Origin of the sequence: Streptomyces humi (assembly GCF_001005085.2) — a bacterium.
In the GTDB taxonomy this organism is placed as follows: domain Bacteria; phylum Actinomycetota; class Actinomycetes; order Streptomycetales; family Streptomycetaceae; genus Streptomyces; species Streptomyces humi.
Map to the genome: position 1 here is coordinate 1 of NZ_LBMU02000056.1, position 15,712 is coordinate 15,712.

At 72.5% G+C, this 15,712-nt stretch carries 16 protein-coding genes; 6 read left to right on the forward strand and 10 right to left on the reverse strand.

Annotation, left to right across the window (positions count from 1 at the left end; translation table 11 throughout):
• Positions 1 to 329 precede the first annotated feature (329 nt).
• Positions 330 to 752: an ATP-binding protein gene (locus AAW13_RS24965; RefSeq protein WP_046727480.1), complete on the reverse strand. Its 423-nt coding sequence runs from the start codon at positions 750 to 752 to the stop codon at positions 330 to 332.
• Between the two features lie 396 nt (positions 753 to 1,148).
• Between AAW13_RS24965 and AAW13_RS24970 the strand changes: the two genes are divergently transcribed.
• Positions 1,149 to 1,598, forward strand: a complete 450-nt coding sequence (locus AAW13_RS24970) for a cyclic nucleotide-binding domain-containing protein (RefSeq protein ID WP_046727479.1) — start codon at positions 1,149 to 1,151, stop codon at positions 1,596 to 1,598.
• Positions 1,599 to 1,602: 4 nt separating this feature from the next.
• On the opposite strand, the gene AAW13_RS24975 is transcribed toward AAW13_RS24970, so the two are convergent.
• Together AAW13_RS24975 and AAW13_RS24980 are read right to left on the reverse strand one after the other, a co-directional pair.
• A complete protein-coding gene (locus tag AAW13_RS24975; RefSeq protein WP_046727478.1) occupies positions 1,603 to 2,910 on the reverse strand; it encodes an MFS transporter in 1,308 nt (435 codons plus the stop codon).
• Between the two features lie 121 nt (positions 2,911 to 3,031).
• Entirely contained in the window at positions 3,032 to 3,649 is a 618-nt protein-coding gene (locus AAW13_RS24980; RefSeq protein ID WP_046727477.1) for a LysE/ArgO family amino acid transporter, read from the reverse strand.
• 85 nt (positions 3,650 to 3,734) lie between these two features.
• On the opposite strand from AAW13_RS24980, the gene AAW13_RS24985 reads away from it, so the two are divergent.
• Positions 3,735 to 4,619: a LysR family transcriptional regulator ArgP gene (locus tag AAW13_RS24985; protein WP_046727476.1), complete on the forward strand. Its 885-nt coding sequence runs from the start codon at positions 3,735 to 3,737 to the stop codon at positions 4,617 to 4,619.
• A gap of 119 nt (positions 4,620 to 4,738) precedes the next feature.
• On the opposite strand, the gene AAW13_RS24990 is transcribed toward AAW13_RS24985, so the two are convergent.
• Entirely contained in the window at positions 4,739 to 5,431 is a 693-nt protein-coding gene (locus AAW13_RS24990) for a TetR/AcrR family transcriptional regulator (RefSeq protein ID WP_046727475.1), read from the reverse strand.
• A 122-nt stretch (positions 5,432 to 5,553) separates the two neighbouring features.
• On the opposite strand from AAW13_RS24990, the gene AAW13_RS24995 reads away from it, so the two are divergent.
• The gene (locus AAW13_RS24995; protein ID WP_046727474.1) at positions 5,554 to 6,768 is read left to right on the forward strand and encodes a saccharopine dehydrogenase family protein; all 1,215 of its coding nucleotides are present in this window, start codon (positions 5,554 to 5,556) and stop codon (positions 6,766 to 6,768) included.
• A gap of 114 nt (positions 6,769 to 6,882) precedes the next feature.
• Entirely contained in the window at positions 6,883 to 7,137 is a 255-nt protein-coding gene (locus tag AAW13_RS25000) for a WhiB family transcriptional regulator (protein WP_046727473.1), read from the forward strand.
• Here AAW13_RS25000 and AAW13_RS25005 read toward each other — a convergent pair.
• The 4 genes from AAW13_RS25005 to AAW13_RS25020 all read right to left on the reverse strand — a co-directional run bounded on the left by AAW13_RS25005 (position 7,130) and on the right by AAW13_RS25020 (position 11,949).
• Positions 7,130 to 8,989 (reverse strand): HAMP domain-containing sensor histidine kinase, encoded by a 1,860-nt coding sequence (locus tag AAW13_RS25005; protein WP_046727472.1) that lies wholly within the window; start codon positions 8,987 to 8,989, stop codon positions 7,130 to 7,132. The genes AAW13_RS25000 and AAW13_RS25005 overlap by 8 nt on opposite strands.
• Entirely contained in the window at positions 8,986 to 9,684 is a 699-nt protein-coding gene (locus tag AAW13_RS25010) for a response regulator transcription factor (RefSeq protein WP_046727471.1), read from the reverse strand. The genes AAW13_RS25005 and AAW13_RS25010 overlap by 4 nt, the downstream gene beginning before the upstream one ends.
• Before the next feature lie 19 nt (positions 9,685 to 9,703).
• Positions 9,704 to 10,441: a lipoprotein gene (locus AAW13_RS25015; RefSeq protein WP_046727470.1), complete on the reverse strand. Its 738-nt coding sequence runs from the start codon at positions 10,439 to 10,441 to the stop codon at positions 9,704 to 9,706.
• Positions 10,442 to 10,545: 104 nt separating this feature from the next.
• Positions 10,546 to 11,949, reverse strand: coding sequence for a M1 family metallopeptidase (locus AAW13_RS25020; RefSeq protein WP_046727469.1), 1,404 nt, complete (start codon positions 11,947 to 11,949; stop codon positions 10,546 to 10,548).
• 168 nt (positions 11,950 to 12,117) lie between these two features.
• Between AAW13_RS25020 and AAW13_RS25025 the strand changes: the two genes are divergently transcribed.
• Positions 12,118 to 12,465 carry a DUF488 domain-containing protein gene (locus AAW13_RS25025; RefSeq protein ID WP_046727468.1) on the forward strand — a complete coding sequence of 116 codons (348 nt, stop codon included), beginning with the start codon at positions 12,118 to 12,120 and terminating at the stop codon, positions 12,463 to 12,465.
• Between the two features lie 59 nt (positions 12,466 to 12,524).
• Here AAW13_RS25025 and AAW13_RS25030 read toward each other — a convergent pair whose 3' ends face one another.
• Entirely contained in the window at positions 12,525 to 14,198 is a 1,674-nt protein-coding gene (locus AAW13_RS25030) for an FAD-binding dehydrogenase (RefSeq protein ID WP_046727467.1), read from the reverse strand.
• 17 nt (positions 14,199 to 14,215) lie between these two features.
• Entirely contained in the window at positions 14,216 to 14,920 is a 705-nt protein-coding gene (locus AAW13_RS25035) for a TetR/AcrR family transcriptional regulator (protein ID WP_240528728.1), read from the reverse strand.
• Positions 14,921 to 15,064: 144 nt separating this feature from the next.
• On the opposite strand from AAW13_RS25035, the gene AAW13_RS25040 reads away from it, so the two are divergent.
• Entirely contained in the window at positions 15,065 to 15,691 is a 627-nt protein-coding gene (locus AAW13_RS25040; protein ID WP_046727466.1) for an alpha-ketoglutarate-dependent dioxygenase AlkB, read from the forward strand.
• Positions 15,692 to 15,712 lie beyond the last annotated feature (21 nt).

A 15,712-nucleotide genomic window follows, 5' to 3' on the forward strand; every position in this document is an offset into this window, starting at 1 on the left:
TCCGGGGCGTCGTCGTGGGTGCGACGGGACGCGCCCGGGGCGGTGCGGGCTGTGGCGGGCGTGCCGGGACGGCTGGTCGACAAGTCGGTGAGCATGCGGAATCGCTCCTGAACTGTTGATTTCAGGCATCCCCGGAACGTGGTTCCGGGATTCGACCCGAACTGAGGTGTCAGGGTCGCCGCGGGAGCACCGTCCGGACCGCTTGTCGGGCCCGGGGGCTGTGAAGCCACTGCTCCCACCGGCGCGCGCCTCCGGTCCGAAGCACGACACTCCGCCTGCCCCGTCGCACCCGGCGCAAACACCGCCGGGAGAAGTTCACGTCCGTCCGGTCACGCGAGCGGCACGACCGCGGTGATCCGCTTGCCCCCGCAGGGCAGTCCGGCGACCTCCACGTCGCGTGCCAGGCGGCACACGATGGGCCAGCCCCGGCCGCCCGCCCGCCAGCGGTGCCGGTCGTCCACGGGCCGCTCGGCCACCGGCACCTCGTCGCTGCGGTCGCTGATCGACACCCGCACCGCGCCTCCCTCGACGTCGACGTCGAAGCCGGTGATGCCGCCGCCGTGCAGGATCGCGTTGGTGGCCAGCTCGGAGGTGACGAGCAACGCGTCGTCGAGGCCCGCGGCGGCGTACACCGCGGCCCGCCTCGCGACCGCGCCCCGTACGGCGCTGCGGGCGTCGGCCGGCTGGAGGGGCGGTGGCCCGTGCGTCTCGGGTGCTGCCACCGCCACATCGGTCCGGTACTGTTCGCGCATCCTTTCGCTCCCTGGGTGGTGGACCGTCAGGTCTGCTGGGCCCGGTCCGTACGGGCCTCTTCCTTTCGGCTCACCGGTCGTGGCGCGGGCAAACCCTTCCGATGCCGCCAGGGGCTCCCCAAAGTGAAACGGGTCACGTAGCCTGTTCCCGAGTACGCGAAACCGCCCCGGATGGTTTACCGTTCACTCATAAGTGGTCGTGGAGTAGACATCGGGTCCTCCCCGCACCACCACTGACGGCCCTGGCTGGCCTCCCCCGTCCAGCCAGGGCTTTTTCATGCCCGGACGCCGTCCCGACGGCGATCGACCCGTCCTTCGAGGTGCCCGGCGCGCCGGCAGCGGCTGAAATGGGCGTAGGGAAAGCCCCCGTACCCTCGCCGGCGAGGAGCCCCGCCCATGACCAAAGCCATCAAGCTGCTGACCGCCCTCCCACAGACGCAGCGCGAGCGCCTCATGGAACTGGCCCACGAGGTCTCCTTCGCGGAGGACAGCAGGATCTTCGAGGCCGGCGGCACCGCGGACCGCTTCTGGGTGATCCGGTCCGGAGCGGTCAACCTGGACCAGGAGGTGACACCCCGCAAGCGGGTCACCGTCGCCAGCCTGGGCGCCGGCGACCTGCTCGGCTGGTCGTGGCTGTTCCCGCCGTACACCTGGGACTTCGGCGCGGTGGCGTTCAGCCGGGTGCGGGCCTACGAGTACGACGCGGCGGCCGTGCTCGCGCTGTGCGTGGAGGACCCGCTGCTGGGTCTGTCGCTGGTGCGGACCGTCGCCGAGATCCTGGCCAGCCGGCTGGAGATCACCCGGGGCAAGCTCCTCGACGCCTATGTCGGGCGGCGGCCGGTGTAGGCGGTCAGACGCGGTAGCGGCGCAGGGCGGGGACGGCGGCGGCCAGGGCCAGCATCACGACCACCACCAGCAGTCCGCCGCCCGCGACGGCCGCGCGCGGCCCGAAGACCGAGCCGGCGGTGCCGTGCAGCACGTCGGCCAGCCGCGGTCCGCCCGCGACCACCACGGTGAACACGCCCTGCATCCGGCCGCGCATCTCGTCGGTCGCGGCGGACAGCAGGATCGCGCCCCGGAAGACCATCGAGACCATGTCGGCGACCCCGGCGGCGGCCAGGAAGGCGACGGCCACCCAGAGGTTCGCGCTCAGCCCGAACCCGGCGACGGCCGCGCCCCAGCCGACGACCGCTCCGATCACCATCAGGCCGTGCCGGCGCGCCCGCGAGAACGTGCCCGAGAAGAGGCCGCCGAGGACCGCGCCGACGGGGATCGCCGCGAACAGCACACCGAGCGCGAGGCCTTCGCCGTACGAGCCGTAGGTCTGGGCCGCCAGCTGCGGGAACAGGGCGCGGGGCATGCCGAGGACCATCGCGATGATGTCCGCCAGGAACGACAGCAGCAGCACCTTGTGCATGGAGATGTAGCGGAACCCCTCAACGATCTCGCGCACCCCGGCCCGCCGGGCCGCCCCGCCGGCGAGCGGCGGCAGCGCGGGCAGCCGGTAGACCGCCCACACCGTCACGCACAGCGCCAGCGCGTCGATCAGGTACAGCTCGGGCAGCCCGATGACGGGGATGAGGGCACCGGCGAGCAGCGGCCCCACCACCTGCCCGGTCTGCATGACCGTGGAGCCCAGGGCGTTCGCGGCGGGCAGCTGGGCCTCGGGCACCAGCCGGGCTATGGAGGCGGTACGGGCGGGCGCGTTCAGCCCCCAGAAGGCCTGCTGCATCGCGAGCAGCACCATCAGCGCGGCCACCGACTCCATGCCGGTGGCCGCCTGGAGCCAGAACAGCAGCGAGGTGACGCCGATCCCGATGTTGGTGATCAGCAGCAGCTTGCGGCGGTCCATGCTGTCGGCCACCGCGCCGCCCCACAGTGCGAACACGATCAGCGGCAGCAGCCCGGCGAGGCTCGCGGCGCCGACCCAGGCCGAGGAGCCGGTGATGTCGAAGATCTGCTTGGGCACGGCCACCGCGGTGAGCTGGCTGCCGACCGAGGTGACGATGGTCGACGACCACAGCCTGCGGTAGGCCGGGATGCGCAGCGGGCGGGTGTCCATCGCCCAGCGGCGCCAGCCGCGCCGGGGCGGGGGTGCCGCCAACTCGGTGGACTCGTCAGAGGGATCGGATCGGGTGCTGCTCTCGCTGGTGTCCACGGACGTCCTGGTCTTCTTGAATGCTCGCTACATCTTTCGATTCGGGGTTCACTATCCCAGCAACTTCCGCAGCCGCCGAACCGGTTGTCTCAGGATGCGGCTCGGCGAGGATCCGCGCGGCTCAGGCTCCGGTCACGAGCATCAGGCCGAGACCGATCATGGTCAGCGCCACCAGTCCGTCCAGCACCCGCCAGGCGGCCGGTCTTCCGAGGTACCGGCCGAGCAGCCGGGCGCCGAATCCCAGGGCGGTGAACCAGCAGAGGCTGGCCAGGGCGGCGCCGAGACCGAAGGTCCAGCGCAGGTCGCCCCGGTCGGCGGCGAGCGAGCCCAGCAGGAACACGGTGTCCAGGTAGACGTGCGGGTTCAGCCAGGTCAGGGCCAGGCAGGTGAGGACCGCCCGGCGCCGGGAACCGGCCGCCTCGCCCTCGGTGCGCAGTCCGGCGGTGCCGGGGCGCAGGACCCGGCGGGCGGCCAGGGCGCCGTAGCAGAGCAGGAAGGCGCCGCCGATCAGTCCGACCGCCCGCACCGCGCCGGGCCACGCCACCACGACCGCGCCCACCCCGCCCACGCCGAGCGAGATGAGGACGGCGTCGGAGAGGGCGCAGATGCCGACGACGGCGAGGACCGCGTCCCGGCGGACGCCCTGGCGCAGGACGAAGGCGTTCTGGGCGCCGATCGCGACGATCAGTGAGAGGCCGCTGCCGAAGCCCGCGGCAGCGGCGGCGAGAGAACTGGACATGGGCTCGACGCTACGGAAGCGATCACCGTACGTACAGCTAAAGATTTTTACGTACCCTTAGCGAATCTGATGACAGGAGCGGGCGATGGAGCTTCCTCTCGACCAGGTCCGGACCCTGCTGGCGGTGGTGGACGAGGGCACGTTCGACGCGGCGGCCGCGGCCCTGCACGTGACGCCGTCCGCGGTCAGCCAGCGGGTGAAGGCGCTGGAGCAGCGCACGGGCCGGGTGCTGCTCCGGCGCACCAAGCCGGTGCGGCCGACGGAGTCGGGCGAGGTGCTGGTCCGGTTCGCCCGGCAGCTGGCGCGGCTGGAACGGGACGCGCGCGGCGAGCTGGGCATGAGCGGCGCCGGGGAGCCGACCCGGGTGACGGTCGCGGTCAACGCGGACTCGCTGGCGACCTGGTTCCTGGGGGCGCTCACCGGTCTGCCGGAGGTCTTCGTGGAACTGCGGCGGGAGGACGAGGACCACACGGCGGCACTGCTGCGGGAGGGGCTGGTGATGGCTGCGGTGACCTCGGCGCCGGATCCGGTGCCGGGATGCTCGGTGCGGGCGCTCGGGCGGATGCGGTACCTGCCGGTGGCGGCGCCGGTGTTCGCGGCGGCGCACGTGACCGGGCCGCTGGTGGAGGCGCTCGCCCGGGCGCCGGTGATGGTGTTCGACCGGGTGGACGACTTCCAGGACGGGTTCGTGCGGCGGCTGGGGGGAGCGGGTGCGAGTGCGCTGCGGCACTACGTGCCGACGTCCGAGGGGTTCGTGGACGCGGTGACGGCCGGGCTGGGGTGGGGGATGGTGCCGGAGGCGCAGGCGGAGCCGCGGTTGCGGGAGGGCAGGCTGGTGCGGCTCGGGGGACGGGAGTCGTGGGTGGACGTGCCCTTGTACTGGCAGCAGTGGAAGCTGGATTCGCCGGCTCTGGGGGCGGTCGCGGAGGCGGTGGCGAGTACGGCGGGGAGCGCGTTGCGCCGGCCGTAGGGGGTCCTGCTGTCATCGGGCGGGTGCGGGTCCGTCCGGGCTGGTCGCGCGGTTCCTCCCCCAGCTTCCGGCCGGGGGTACCCGCAGCGCCCCTGAAGGGGCGCTTCGGCCGGAGGTGTTCACAAGGAGCGTTCCGCGCTGTCCAGGAGCATGTCCAGGGCCGTGGGGTAGGCGCTGGTCACCATGCGTTTCGCCAGGAGCGGGGCCGCTTCCGCGATGCGGGGGTGGGTGGTGGGGGGCAGGGCGGCGTAGGTCTCGCTCCACTTGGCCTCGTCCGCCCGCTGGGAGTCCTTCGGCAGGGCCAGGGACGCCGCGTCCAGGGCCGCGAAGGCCAGGGTCTGGTCGATGAAGGCGTGGTAGACGCGGACGGTCTCGGCCAGGGGGAAGCCCGCCGTGCGCAGGACGTCCAGGATCGCCTCGTCGGCGGCCAGTTCCTGGGATCGGCCGGTCACCCGGTTCGCCGTCAGCAGGGCCGCCTGCGGGTGGGACACGTACTGCGCGTGGATGCGCAGGCCGATCGCGCGCAGGTCCGCGCGCCACTCACCGGTCGGCGCCCAGCCGGCCAGCGCCCGCCCGATGAGGGCGTCGCCGATCGCCAGGGTCAGGTCGTCCATGCCCCGGAAGTAGCGGTACAGGGTGCTGGGGTCGCAGTCGAGGGCGAGCCCCAGCCGGCGGGCGGTGAGACCGGTGCTGCCGTGCTCGCGCAGCAGCCGCAGGGCCGTGTCGACGATCAGCCGCTCCGACAGCACGGTGCCGCCGCGTGTCGGGCGGCGCCGGCGCCTCCGGTCCTCGGGGACGACCTGCTTGGGCATGACGCGCTCCCCTGCCGTTCTTATGCCAACGCCATTGACCTTATGCGACGGCCCGGCGTTTCATTCCGGCCAAGGCGCCCCTGTACTCGACCTCGCACTCTGTCCGAGAAGGAGACTTCGCCATGCGTGTACTGCTCGTGGGAGCCGGTGGTGTGGGCACCGCCGTCACCCGGATCGCGGCCCGCCGTCCGTTCTTCGACGCGATGGTGGTCGCGGACCACGACCCGGCCCGCGCCGAGGCGGCCGTCGCGGCGGTCGGCGACGACCGGTTCCGGGCCGAGCACGTCGACGCGGGCGACGAGTCGGCCGTGGCCGCGCTGCTGGCCCGGCACGGCTGCGACGTGCTGCTCAACGCCACCGATCCGCGCTTCGTCATGCCCTTGTTCCGGGCCGCCCGCGCGGCCGGCGCGAACTATGTCGACATGGCGATGTCACTGTCCCGGCCGCATGCCGAACGGCCCTACGAGGAGTGCGGGGTGAAGCTCGGCGACGAGCAGTTCGCGCTGGCCGAGGAGTGGCGGCGGGCGGGTGCGCTGGCGCTGGTCGGCATGGGCGTGGAACCGGGTCTCTCGGACGTGTTCGCACGGTACGCGGCCGATGAGCTCTTCGACGAGATCGACGAGATCGGCATCCGCGACGGCGCGAACCTGACGGTGGACGGCTACGCCTTCGCGCCCTCCTTCAACATCTGGACCACGATCGAGGAGTGCCTCAACCCGCCCGTGGTGTACGAGAAGGAGCGTGGCTGGTTCACGACCGCCCCCTTCAGCGAACCGGAGGTGTTCGACTTCCCGGACGGCATCGGGCCGGTCGAGTGCGTCAACGTCGAACACGAGGAGGTGCTGCTCGTGCCCCGTTGGGTGGACGCGCGGCGGGTCACCTTCAAGTACGGGCTGGGCGGCGAGTTCATAGAGACGCTGAAGACGCTGCATGTGTTGGGCCTGGACAGCACCGTCCCGGTGACCGTGCCCGGCGCCGGCGGCCCGGTCGCGGTCTCGCCCAGGGACGTGGTCGCCGCGGCGCTGCCCGACCCGGCGACGCTGGGCGAGCGCATGCACGGCAAGACCTGCGCGGGCACCTGGGTGCGCGGCACCAGGGACGGACGGCCGCGCGAGGTGTATCTCCACCACGTCGTCGACAACCAGTGGTCGATGGCGGAGTACGGTTGTCAGGCCGTGGTGTGGCAGACGGCCCTCAACCCGGTCGTCGCCCTCGAACTCCTGGCCACTGGTGCGTGGTCGGGCTCGGGCGTCCTCGGTCCGGAGGCGTTCCCGGCCCGCCCGTTCCTCGACCTGCTGACCGAGTACGGCTCGCCCTGGGGTCTGCGGGAGCAGTGACCGTCCCCGAATCCCAGGCGACTTGCCCGTTTCAGCGGTGCCCGCTCCGGTGACCCGGTGCTGAGCAACCTACACAGGAAACGGCAGAGTCGACTTGGATCGCAGGTGACATCGATGGACGACTGGCGAGATCACGCCGAGTGCCGCGACGAGGATCCCGACCTCTTCTTCCCGATCGGCACCACCGGACCCTCACTGCACCAGACACGGCAGGCCAAGGCCGTCTGCGAGCGCTGTCCCGTTCAGGAACAGTGTCTGCGCTGGGCCATGGACACGGGACAGGCCGTGGGCATCTGGGGCGGTACGACCGAGGCGGAGCGCCGGCTGCTGACCCGGCGCAGGAAGGCCGCCGCGCGCCGGTTCAGCTGACGTCGGCCGGTGCCGCCGCCGCCGGCAGCCGCAGCGTGAACCGGGCTCCCTCGCCCGGTTCGCTCTCCGCCTCGGCGGTGCCGTCGTGGGCGGCGACCAGGTGCCGGACGATCGGCAGGCCGAGGCCGCTGCCCCCGGTACGGCGGCTGCGGGACTTCTCGGCGCGCCAGAACCGTTCGAAGACGTGCGGCAGGTCCTCCGCCGCGATGCCCTGCCCGGTGTCGGTGACGGTGAGGACGATGTCCCCACCGTCGTGACGGGCGGTCAGTGTGACCGTCCCGTCGGCGGGAGTGTGCCGGATCGCGTTGGAGACCAGGTTGCCGAGCGCCTGCCGCATCCGCACCGGGTCGGCGAAGAGCCAGGCGGTGCCGTCGGCGTCGGTCAGCAGGGCGACCCCGGCCGCGTCGGCGGCGACCCGGTGCGCGGCGGCGACCTGGTCGATCAGGTCGGCGGCGCGGACCGGTTCGCGGTGCACCCGCAGGGTGCCGGCGTCGGCGGCGGCCAGGTCCTGGAGGTCGTCGATGATCCGCTGGAGGACCAGGGCCTCCTCGTGCAGGGAACCCAGCAGGGCCGGGTCGGGGTCGACGACACCGTCCCGGGTGACCTCCAGCCAGCCGCGGATGTTGGTGAGCGGGCTGCGCAGTTCGTGGGCGATGTCGCTGACCATCGCCCGGCGCTGCTCCTCCAGGCGTTCCCGGCGCTCGGTCAGGTCGTTGAACGCCTCCGCGAGCAGCCCGGTCTCGTCCCGGGTGCGTACCGGTGCCCGGACGTGCAGTTCGGGCGGCTGCTGGGCGGCGAGGGTCAGCGCGCGCAGCGGCCTTACCAGACGGGTGGCGACCACGGCGGTGACGGCGACCGTGACGGCGAGGACCAGGCCGGCCGCGCCCACGATCCTGGCCTTGTTGGCCGGGGACATGTCGAAGCGGGGCGCGGCCTGGTCGCCGATGCCGAGGAACAGTTCGGCGGCGGGGGCGACATAGGGTTCGAGCTGGGTGCGGCGGGCCGCGGTGACGCAGTTCTTGGCGGTCTGGTCCGACCGCGACCTGACGTCCTTCCTGGTGACGAGGAATCCGCCGGAGACCGGGTTGCGTCCCGTCGTGTCGTAGGTCAGGGAGAGTTCGCTGCCCAGGTCCATGTCCTTGGCCCGCAGGCAGGGGCGGACCAGGTCCGTCAGCCCGGCGAGGGCCTTGTCCTCGGTCCGGGTCGGATGGGCGAGCACGTTGTTCATCTCGGCGGCCGGATCGCCGAAGACCGCGCCGCAGTCGGACTTGCGGTACAGGAAGCTGTCCGTGCCGTCGTCGACGACGAGATAGGGGCGCCCGGCCGGGGTGTGCCGGACGGTGGTCGGGGCGCCGACGCGGTCGAAGCAGCTCTGCACCTTTTTCGCGACCGCGTCCAGTCCGTCGCGCTCGGTCGTGGTCAGCCGGTACGGCCCGACCGCACGCGGGTCGATGCCGCTGAGCTGGGCGCCGAACTCGGTGTAGGTGTCGGTGTGCAGGGGGTCGACGGCGGCGGCCGGCCGGGGCGGCAGCGGGGTGTCGTGCGGGGCGGAGTCGGCGATCAGGGTGCGGTCGGCGGTGGTCAGCGCGATCCGCCGGCCGGTCTTCGCGGCCAGCGTCCGCACGGTGCGCCCGACCCCGGCCCAGTCGGGGTGGTCCGCCGCGTAGCCGCTGAGCTCGGCGAGGATCTTGTTGTCGGCGGCGAGGTCCTGGCCCTGTTCCTCCTCCAGCGCGCTGGTGGTGGTCGTCACGGCGAGCCAGGCGGTGGCGGCCACGGAGCAGACGGCGATCAGCACCGAGGCGAACAGCAGCCGGACCAGCAGCCGTTTGCGCCACGGTATCCGCGGCGTCACGGCCGGCCGCCGCTCAGCTTGTAGCCGACGCCGAACACCGTGACCAGCCGTACCGGCCGGCGCGGGTCGGCCTCGATCTTCCGGCGCAGGTTCATCACGTGGACGTCGACGGCGCGTTCGGTGGAGGACCGGTCGAAGCCGCGGGTGCACTGGAGCAACTGCCGCCGGCTGAAGACCCGGTCGGGTTCCCCGGCCATGGCGAGCAGGATCTGGAACTCGGCGGGGGTCACCTCCACCGGCTCGCCGTCGCAGCGCACCTCGTGCCGCACCGGGTCGACGCTGATCCCGGCGGCGGTCACGGCGGGCTCCTCCCGGACGGCGGCGGTCCGCCCGCTGCGCCGCAGGATCGTCCGGATCCGGGCCATCAGCTCGCGGGGACTGTACGGCTTGGTCATGTAGTCGTCGGCGCCCAGCTCCAGGCCGAGCAGCACGTCGTCCTCGTCGGACCGGGCCGTGAGCATCAGCACCGGGATCTCCGGGTCGCCGCCGCGCAGCACCCGGCACACGCCGAAGCCGTCGATCACCGGGAGCATCAGGTCGAGGACGACCAGGTCGGGGCCGAGCCGCCGGGCCGCGTCCAGCGCCGCGGCCCCGTCGTGGACCACGGTCGCGGTATGGCCCTCGGCGAGCAGGGACCGCCGGATCAGTTCGGCCTGCATCTCGTCGTCCTCGGCGACCAGCACATGTGCGCACACAGGTTCGGATCCTAGGTGCCTACCGCGCCAGCCAGTCGGCGTACCCCATCACGACCACCGGGTGCCGGTGCGGGTCGAGGGTGCGCAGCAGTTCCCTCATGTGTGCCTTGGCGACACTGACGCAGGCGTGCGTGGGCCCGCCGTGGTCGACGTGCAGCCAGACGCCACCGCCGCGCGCGGCACCCAGCGGCCGGGTCCAGTCGAGCGGCGAGGTGCCCGCCTCGCGGTTGTAGTTGATGGCGACGACGTAGTCGAAGGACCCCTCCAGCGGCTCGCCCTCGAAGCCGGTCCCGGGCGAGTAGAAGCCGTTCGAGTGGTGGTACGGCAGCCTGCTCCCGGGATCGGCCAGCAGGCCGCCCGCGTCGGTCAGGCCGTACACCCCGACGGGCGAGCGCAGGTCCCCGGCCATGTGGTGCTCGCTCCAGCCGTCCCTGCCGTTGTGCGCGGGCCAACTGGCGCCTGGCTGCCAGGTGGTGTCGTCGCGTTCGTAGAGGACGACGGAGGACACCGGGGAGTCCTTGCCCCGCCCGCGGGCGACGACGACCTGCTCGGCCCGCTCGGGTACAGCGGCCCGCGTCTTCGGCCCGAGCCCTGGTATGCCCTGGTCCTGCGGACTGTTCTCGGGTGTGGGGGAAGCCGTCGCCGGCGCCGCCCGGCCGTCGTCGGCCCGGCTCTGCGCGGCCTCGGCGCCTCCCCCGCAACCGGACAGCAGAAGGGGGGAGGCGAGCAGGGCGACAGCGGTTCTGCGTTGGATCATGAGATCGACTCTGGCCGAGAAATGTAAGGAACTGGTCAGTTTCAGAACCCCGTTGGGGGAGGCACTGCACGACAAGCCCTCACCGGCCCGTACCCGAACCGTCGCTACGGCTTGCCCTTCTTGTACAACCACGTCCGGAACAAGGAACCGAGGTCGACCCCCGACTGCCCTTCGGCCAGCTTCACAAACTCCGCGGTCGTCCCGTGCCCGTACCGGTGTTCACCCGCCCACGCCCGCAGGATCCGGAAGAACACCGCGTCGCCCACGGCCTTGCGCAGCTCGTGCAGCGTCATCGCACCGCGCGCGTAGACCGGTTCGCCGAAGATGTTCTTCCCGCTTCCCGGGTCCCCCGGCGGGTACTCCCACAACGCGTCGCCCGCCGGCTTGGCGTACAGCGCGTCGAAGGTCTTCTGCGCGCTGTCGCCCCCGTGCTGCTCGCTGTAGAGCCACTCGGCGTACGTGGCGAAGCCCTCGTTGAGCCAGATGTCCTTCCAGGCGGTCAGGGAGACGGAGTCGCCGAACCACTGGTGGGCGTTCTCGTGGACGAGGGTGCCGAGGTCGGGCGCGGAGTCGTAGATCGGCCGGCCCTGCGTCTCCAGCGCGTAGCCGACGCTCGGCGCGTGGTCGACGATCGACCCGGCGGCGCGGAACGGGTACGGCCCGAACAGCTTGCTCTCCCACTCCAGGACCGACGGCAGCTTCTTCAGCACGGCCGCCGAGCCGCTCGCCTCGCGCGGGTCGACCGCGTTGTACACCTTGACGCCGTCCCGGGTGGTGTACTGCTCGACCTTGAACTTGCCGACCGTGGCGGTGGCGAGGTACGCGGCCATCGGCTCGCGCTGCCGCCACCGGAAGGTGGTACGGCCCCCGGACGTGTGCTGTCCGAGCAGGACGCCGTTGGCGACGGCGGTGCGCCCCTCGGGCACGGTGATCGTGAAGTCGTACGACGACTTGTCCTTGGGGTGGCTGTTCGCCGGGAACCAGGTCATCGCGCCCTGCGGCTCGCCCGCGACGAACGCGCCGTCGTCGGTGCGGATCCAGCCGTCGGCCGAACCGTCGGGGTCGGTGACCTGCTTGGGGACGCCGTTGTAGCTGACGGCGACCCGGAACTCCCGGCCCTTGGCCAGCGCCCGCGCCGGTGTGACGACGAGTTCCTGTCCGCTGCGGCCGAAGCGGGCCGTGCGCCCGTCGACCGTCACCCGGGTGACGGTCAGTCCCTTGAGGTCGAGGTCGAAGCGGGTGAGCCGCTGGGTGGCCCGGGCGGTCAGCACGGCCCTGCCGTCGAGGTGGTGGGAGGAGGTGTCGTAGCGGAGTGTCAGGTCGTAGTGACCCACGTGGTAGCCGCCGTTGCCGCTGAGCGGGAAGTAGGGGTCGCCCGCTCCCGAGGCGCCGAGCGTGCTCGCCGAGGCCGGTCCGGCGGCGGCGAGCAGGGCCGCCACGGCGACCGGGACGGTGGCGAGGACGGCCTCGCGGCCAAGGACTGCGGTACGTCTGCGTGCACCCTGCACAGGCGCTCCTCTGTAGGGGGGTGGCCGATGATCAGTGGCCCACCCTAGGCGCGGCGGTGTCCGCGCTTCCCCCTCATTCAGGTCAAGTCGTGCCGCGTCGAAGGCCGGTGGGACCCGGTTCGCCGCGTACGCTCGCGGAACCGTCACCGAGCCGAGAGGTGCCCGATCGTGAGCGTGCGTGTCCGCAGGATCTACGAACCGCCCGAACCGGAGGACGGGGTGCGGGTCCTGGTGGACCGGCTGTGGCCGCGCGGGGTGTCCAAGGAGGACGCGCACGTGGACGAGTGGCCGAAGGGGCTGACGCCGTCCACCGAACTGCGCCACTGGTTCCACGAGGGCGGTTCGTACGAGGAGTTCACCCGCCGTTACGAGGCGGAGCTGGACGCGCCCGAGGCCGCCGGGCTCCTGGACGGCCTGCGGAAGACCGCCCGGAGCCGGAAGGTCACGCTGCTCACCGCGTCGAAGACGCCGGAGGAGAGCCACGCCACCGTGCTGGCGCGGCTCATCTCCGACTGATCGCAGGCCGCCGGCCGCTGATCAGGCCGGCGGCCGCTGATCAGGCCGGCGGCCGTTGCTCAGGCCGTCTGCTGGGCCGCCGCGCGCCCCGCCGCCCGCCCCGAGAACAGGCAGCCGCCGAGGAAGGTGCCCTCCAGCGCGTTGTAGCCGTGCACACCGCCGCCGCCGAACCCCGCCACCTCGCCGGCCGCGTACAGACCGCCGATCGGCTCGCCGTCCGCGCCGAGGGCACGGGAGTCCAGGTCGGTCTGGATGCCTCCGAGCGTCTTGCGGGTGAGCACGTGCAGCTTGACGCCGATCAGCGGGCCCGCGGCCGGGTCGAGGATGCGGTGCGGGGTGGCGACCCGGCCCAGCCGGTCGCCGATGTAGCGGCGGGCGTTGTGGATGCCCTGGACCTGGGAGTCCTTGCTGTAGGAGTTGTGGATCTGGAGGTCGCGGGCGACGATCTGGCGGCGCACCGCGGCCGCGTCGAGCAGCGCCTTGTCGGTGAGCGCGTTCATCTTCTCGACCAGCTGGTCGAGGGAGTTCGCGGTCACGAAGTCCGCGCCGTGGTCGAGGAAGGCCTGGACCGGACCGGGCGCGCCCTTGCCGAGCAGCCGGTCGCGGAGCACGGCCTTGCGGTCCTTGGCGGTGATGTCGGGGTTCTGCTCTGAGCCGGAGAGCGCGAACTCCTTCTCCACGATCTTCCGGGTGAGGACGAACCAGGAGTGGTCGTACCCGGCGATGTCCTCGGTGGTGCGCAGGTACTTGAGGGTGCTGAGGGTGTCGTAGCCGGGCAGGCAGGGGTCGGGCAGCCGGCGGCCGAGGGCGTCGAGCCAGATCGAGGACGGGCCGGGCAGGATGCGGATGCCGTGGCCGGGCCAGACGGAGTTCCAGTTCTGGATGCCCTCGGTGTAGTGCCACATGCGGTCGCGGTTGACCAGGCGGACCCCGGCCCCGGCGCTGATGTCGAGCATCCTGCCGTCCACGTAGGCGGGGACGCCGGTGACCATCTCGGCCGGGGGTGTCCCGAGCCGTTCGGGCCAGTAGCGGCGCACGATGTCGTGGTCGGCGCCGATGCCCCCGGTGGTGACGACGACGGCCTGGGCGGTGAGTTCGAAGTCACCGGCGCGGTCGCGGTTGGAGGCGGCTCCGCGCGGTGCGTCGTCGGCGGCGAGGACCGTGCCGCGCACGCCGCGTGCCTCGCCGTCCTCGATGACGAGCTGGTCCACCTGGTGGCGGTGGTAGAAGGTGAGCAGTCCGTCGCGGGCGGCCTGCTTGGCGTACCGGACGAAGGGTTCGACCACGCCGGTGCCGGTGCCCCAGGCGACATGGAAGCGGGGTACGGAGTTGCCGTGCCCGTCGGCGCGCAGGTCGCCGCGTTCGGCCCAGCCGACGGTCGGCAGCAGGCTGATGCCGTGGCTCAGCAGCCAGGGCCGCTTCTCCCCGGCCGCGAACTCGACGTAGGCGCGGGCCCAGCGCACCGCCCAGGAGTCCTCGTCGTCCTCGCGGTCGAACTGCGCGCTGCCCCGCCAGTCGCTCCAGGCCAGGTCGAGGCTGTCCTTGATGCCGAGGCGGCGTTGCTCCGGCGAGTCGACGAGGAAGAGCCCGCCGAAGGACCAGAACGCCTGGCCGCCCAGGTTGGCGGCGTTCTCCTGGTCGACGAGGGCGACGCGCCTGCCCCTGCTGGTGAGTTCGTGCGCCGCGACCAGGCCGGCGAGGCCCGCTCCGACGACGATGACGTCCGCGTCCATGGCGTCCGTTGCCTTTCTCATTGGGAGGCCGATCCGAGGGTCGATCCGGTGGACCACCGGGTCGATCCGGTGGACCCGGTCGATCCGGTCGATCCGGTCGATCCGGTCGATCCGGTCGGGGCGCCGCCGTCGGTCAGCAGCGCGGTGAGCAGTTGCTTGAGCCAGGCGCGGGCCCCGGCCACGTCCCTGTCGAGCAGCAGCTGGGTGGTGACGCCGTCGTAGGCGGCGACCACGGCGTGGGCGGCGGAGTCCGCGTCGCCCAGCACGGCGGGGAGCGGGGCCCGGGAGAGCCGGTCGGCGATGGCGCGGCGCAGCCGGGCGCGGTGGTCGAGAAGGGCCTCTGCGACGGCCGCGTCCCGGGCCGCGTGCACCAGGAAGTCGGTCTTCACCAGCAGCCAGTCGACGTCGAGGAGCAGGACCTCGGTCACCCGGTCGACGGAGGCGGGCACGTCCAGGCCGGGTCCGTCGAGGGCGAGGGCGTCCGCGACCTGCTGGGCGATGAGGTCGGCGCGGTCCCGGTAGAGGGCGAAGAACAGTTCGTCGAGGGTGGCGAAGTTGGAGTAGAAGGCGCCCCGGCTGAACCCGGCGGCCTCGCAGACCTCCTCGATGGAGACCCGTCCGAATCCCTTGGCGGCGAACACGGTGAAGGCGGCGTCGAGCAGCCGGGCCCGGGTCCGCACCCGTCGCCTGGTCACCCGCTGGGGCGTGCCGTCCACAGCCATGTCCGGACCTCCGTTCGATACGCGAATGTATCGGATACACGAATGTATCGAAAGGGCCTCGCGCCCGGCCTCCTCGCGCGCCGGCCTCGCGGTCCCGGCCCGAGGAATCAGAACATATTTTCGATTAAGGAGTACGCTGGCTCTATGGCCACGCACCTCCAGGGCTCCCTGTTCGACCAGACCGACGAGCTACGGCTCGGCCCCCTCGACGGCGTCCGCCGGACCGAGCTGGGTTCCGGCGCCTGGATCGACGTGCTGCCCGGCTGGCTGAGCGGCGCCGACGAGCTGTTCGAACGGCTCGCGGCGGAGGTCCCCTGGCACGCCGAGCGCCGGAAGATGTACGACAGCGTGGTGGACGTACCGCGGCTGCTCGCCTTCTACGGCGAGGGCGACCCGCTCCCCCACCCGGTCCTCGCCGAGGCCCGCGACGCGCTCAGCCGGCACTACGCCGACGAGCTGGGCGAACCGTTCACCACGGCCGGGCTCTGCCACTACCGCGACGGCCGGGACAGCGTCGCCTGGCACGGCGACCGGATCGGGCGGGGCGCGCGGGCGGACACCATGGTCGCGATCCTCTCCGTCGGCGCCCCCAGGGACCTGCTGCTGCGGCCGCTGCGCGGCGGCCCCTCGGTGCGGCGCCCGCTGGGCCACGGCGACCTGATCGTGATGGGCGGCTCCTGCCAGCGGACCTGGGAGCACTGCGTACCGAAGACGGCACGGGCCGCCGGACCGCGGATCAGCGTGCAGTTCCGGCCGCACGGGGTGCGCTGAGACCGCTCCCCGTCAACCGCT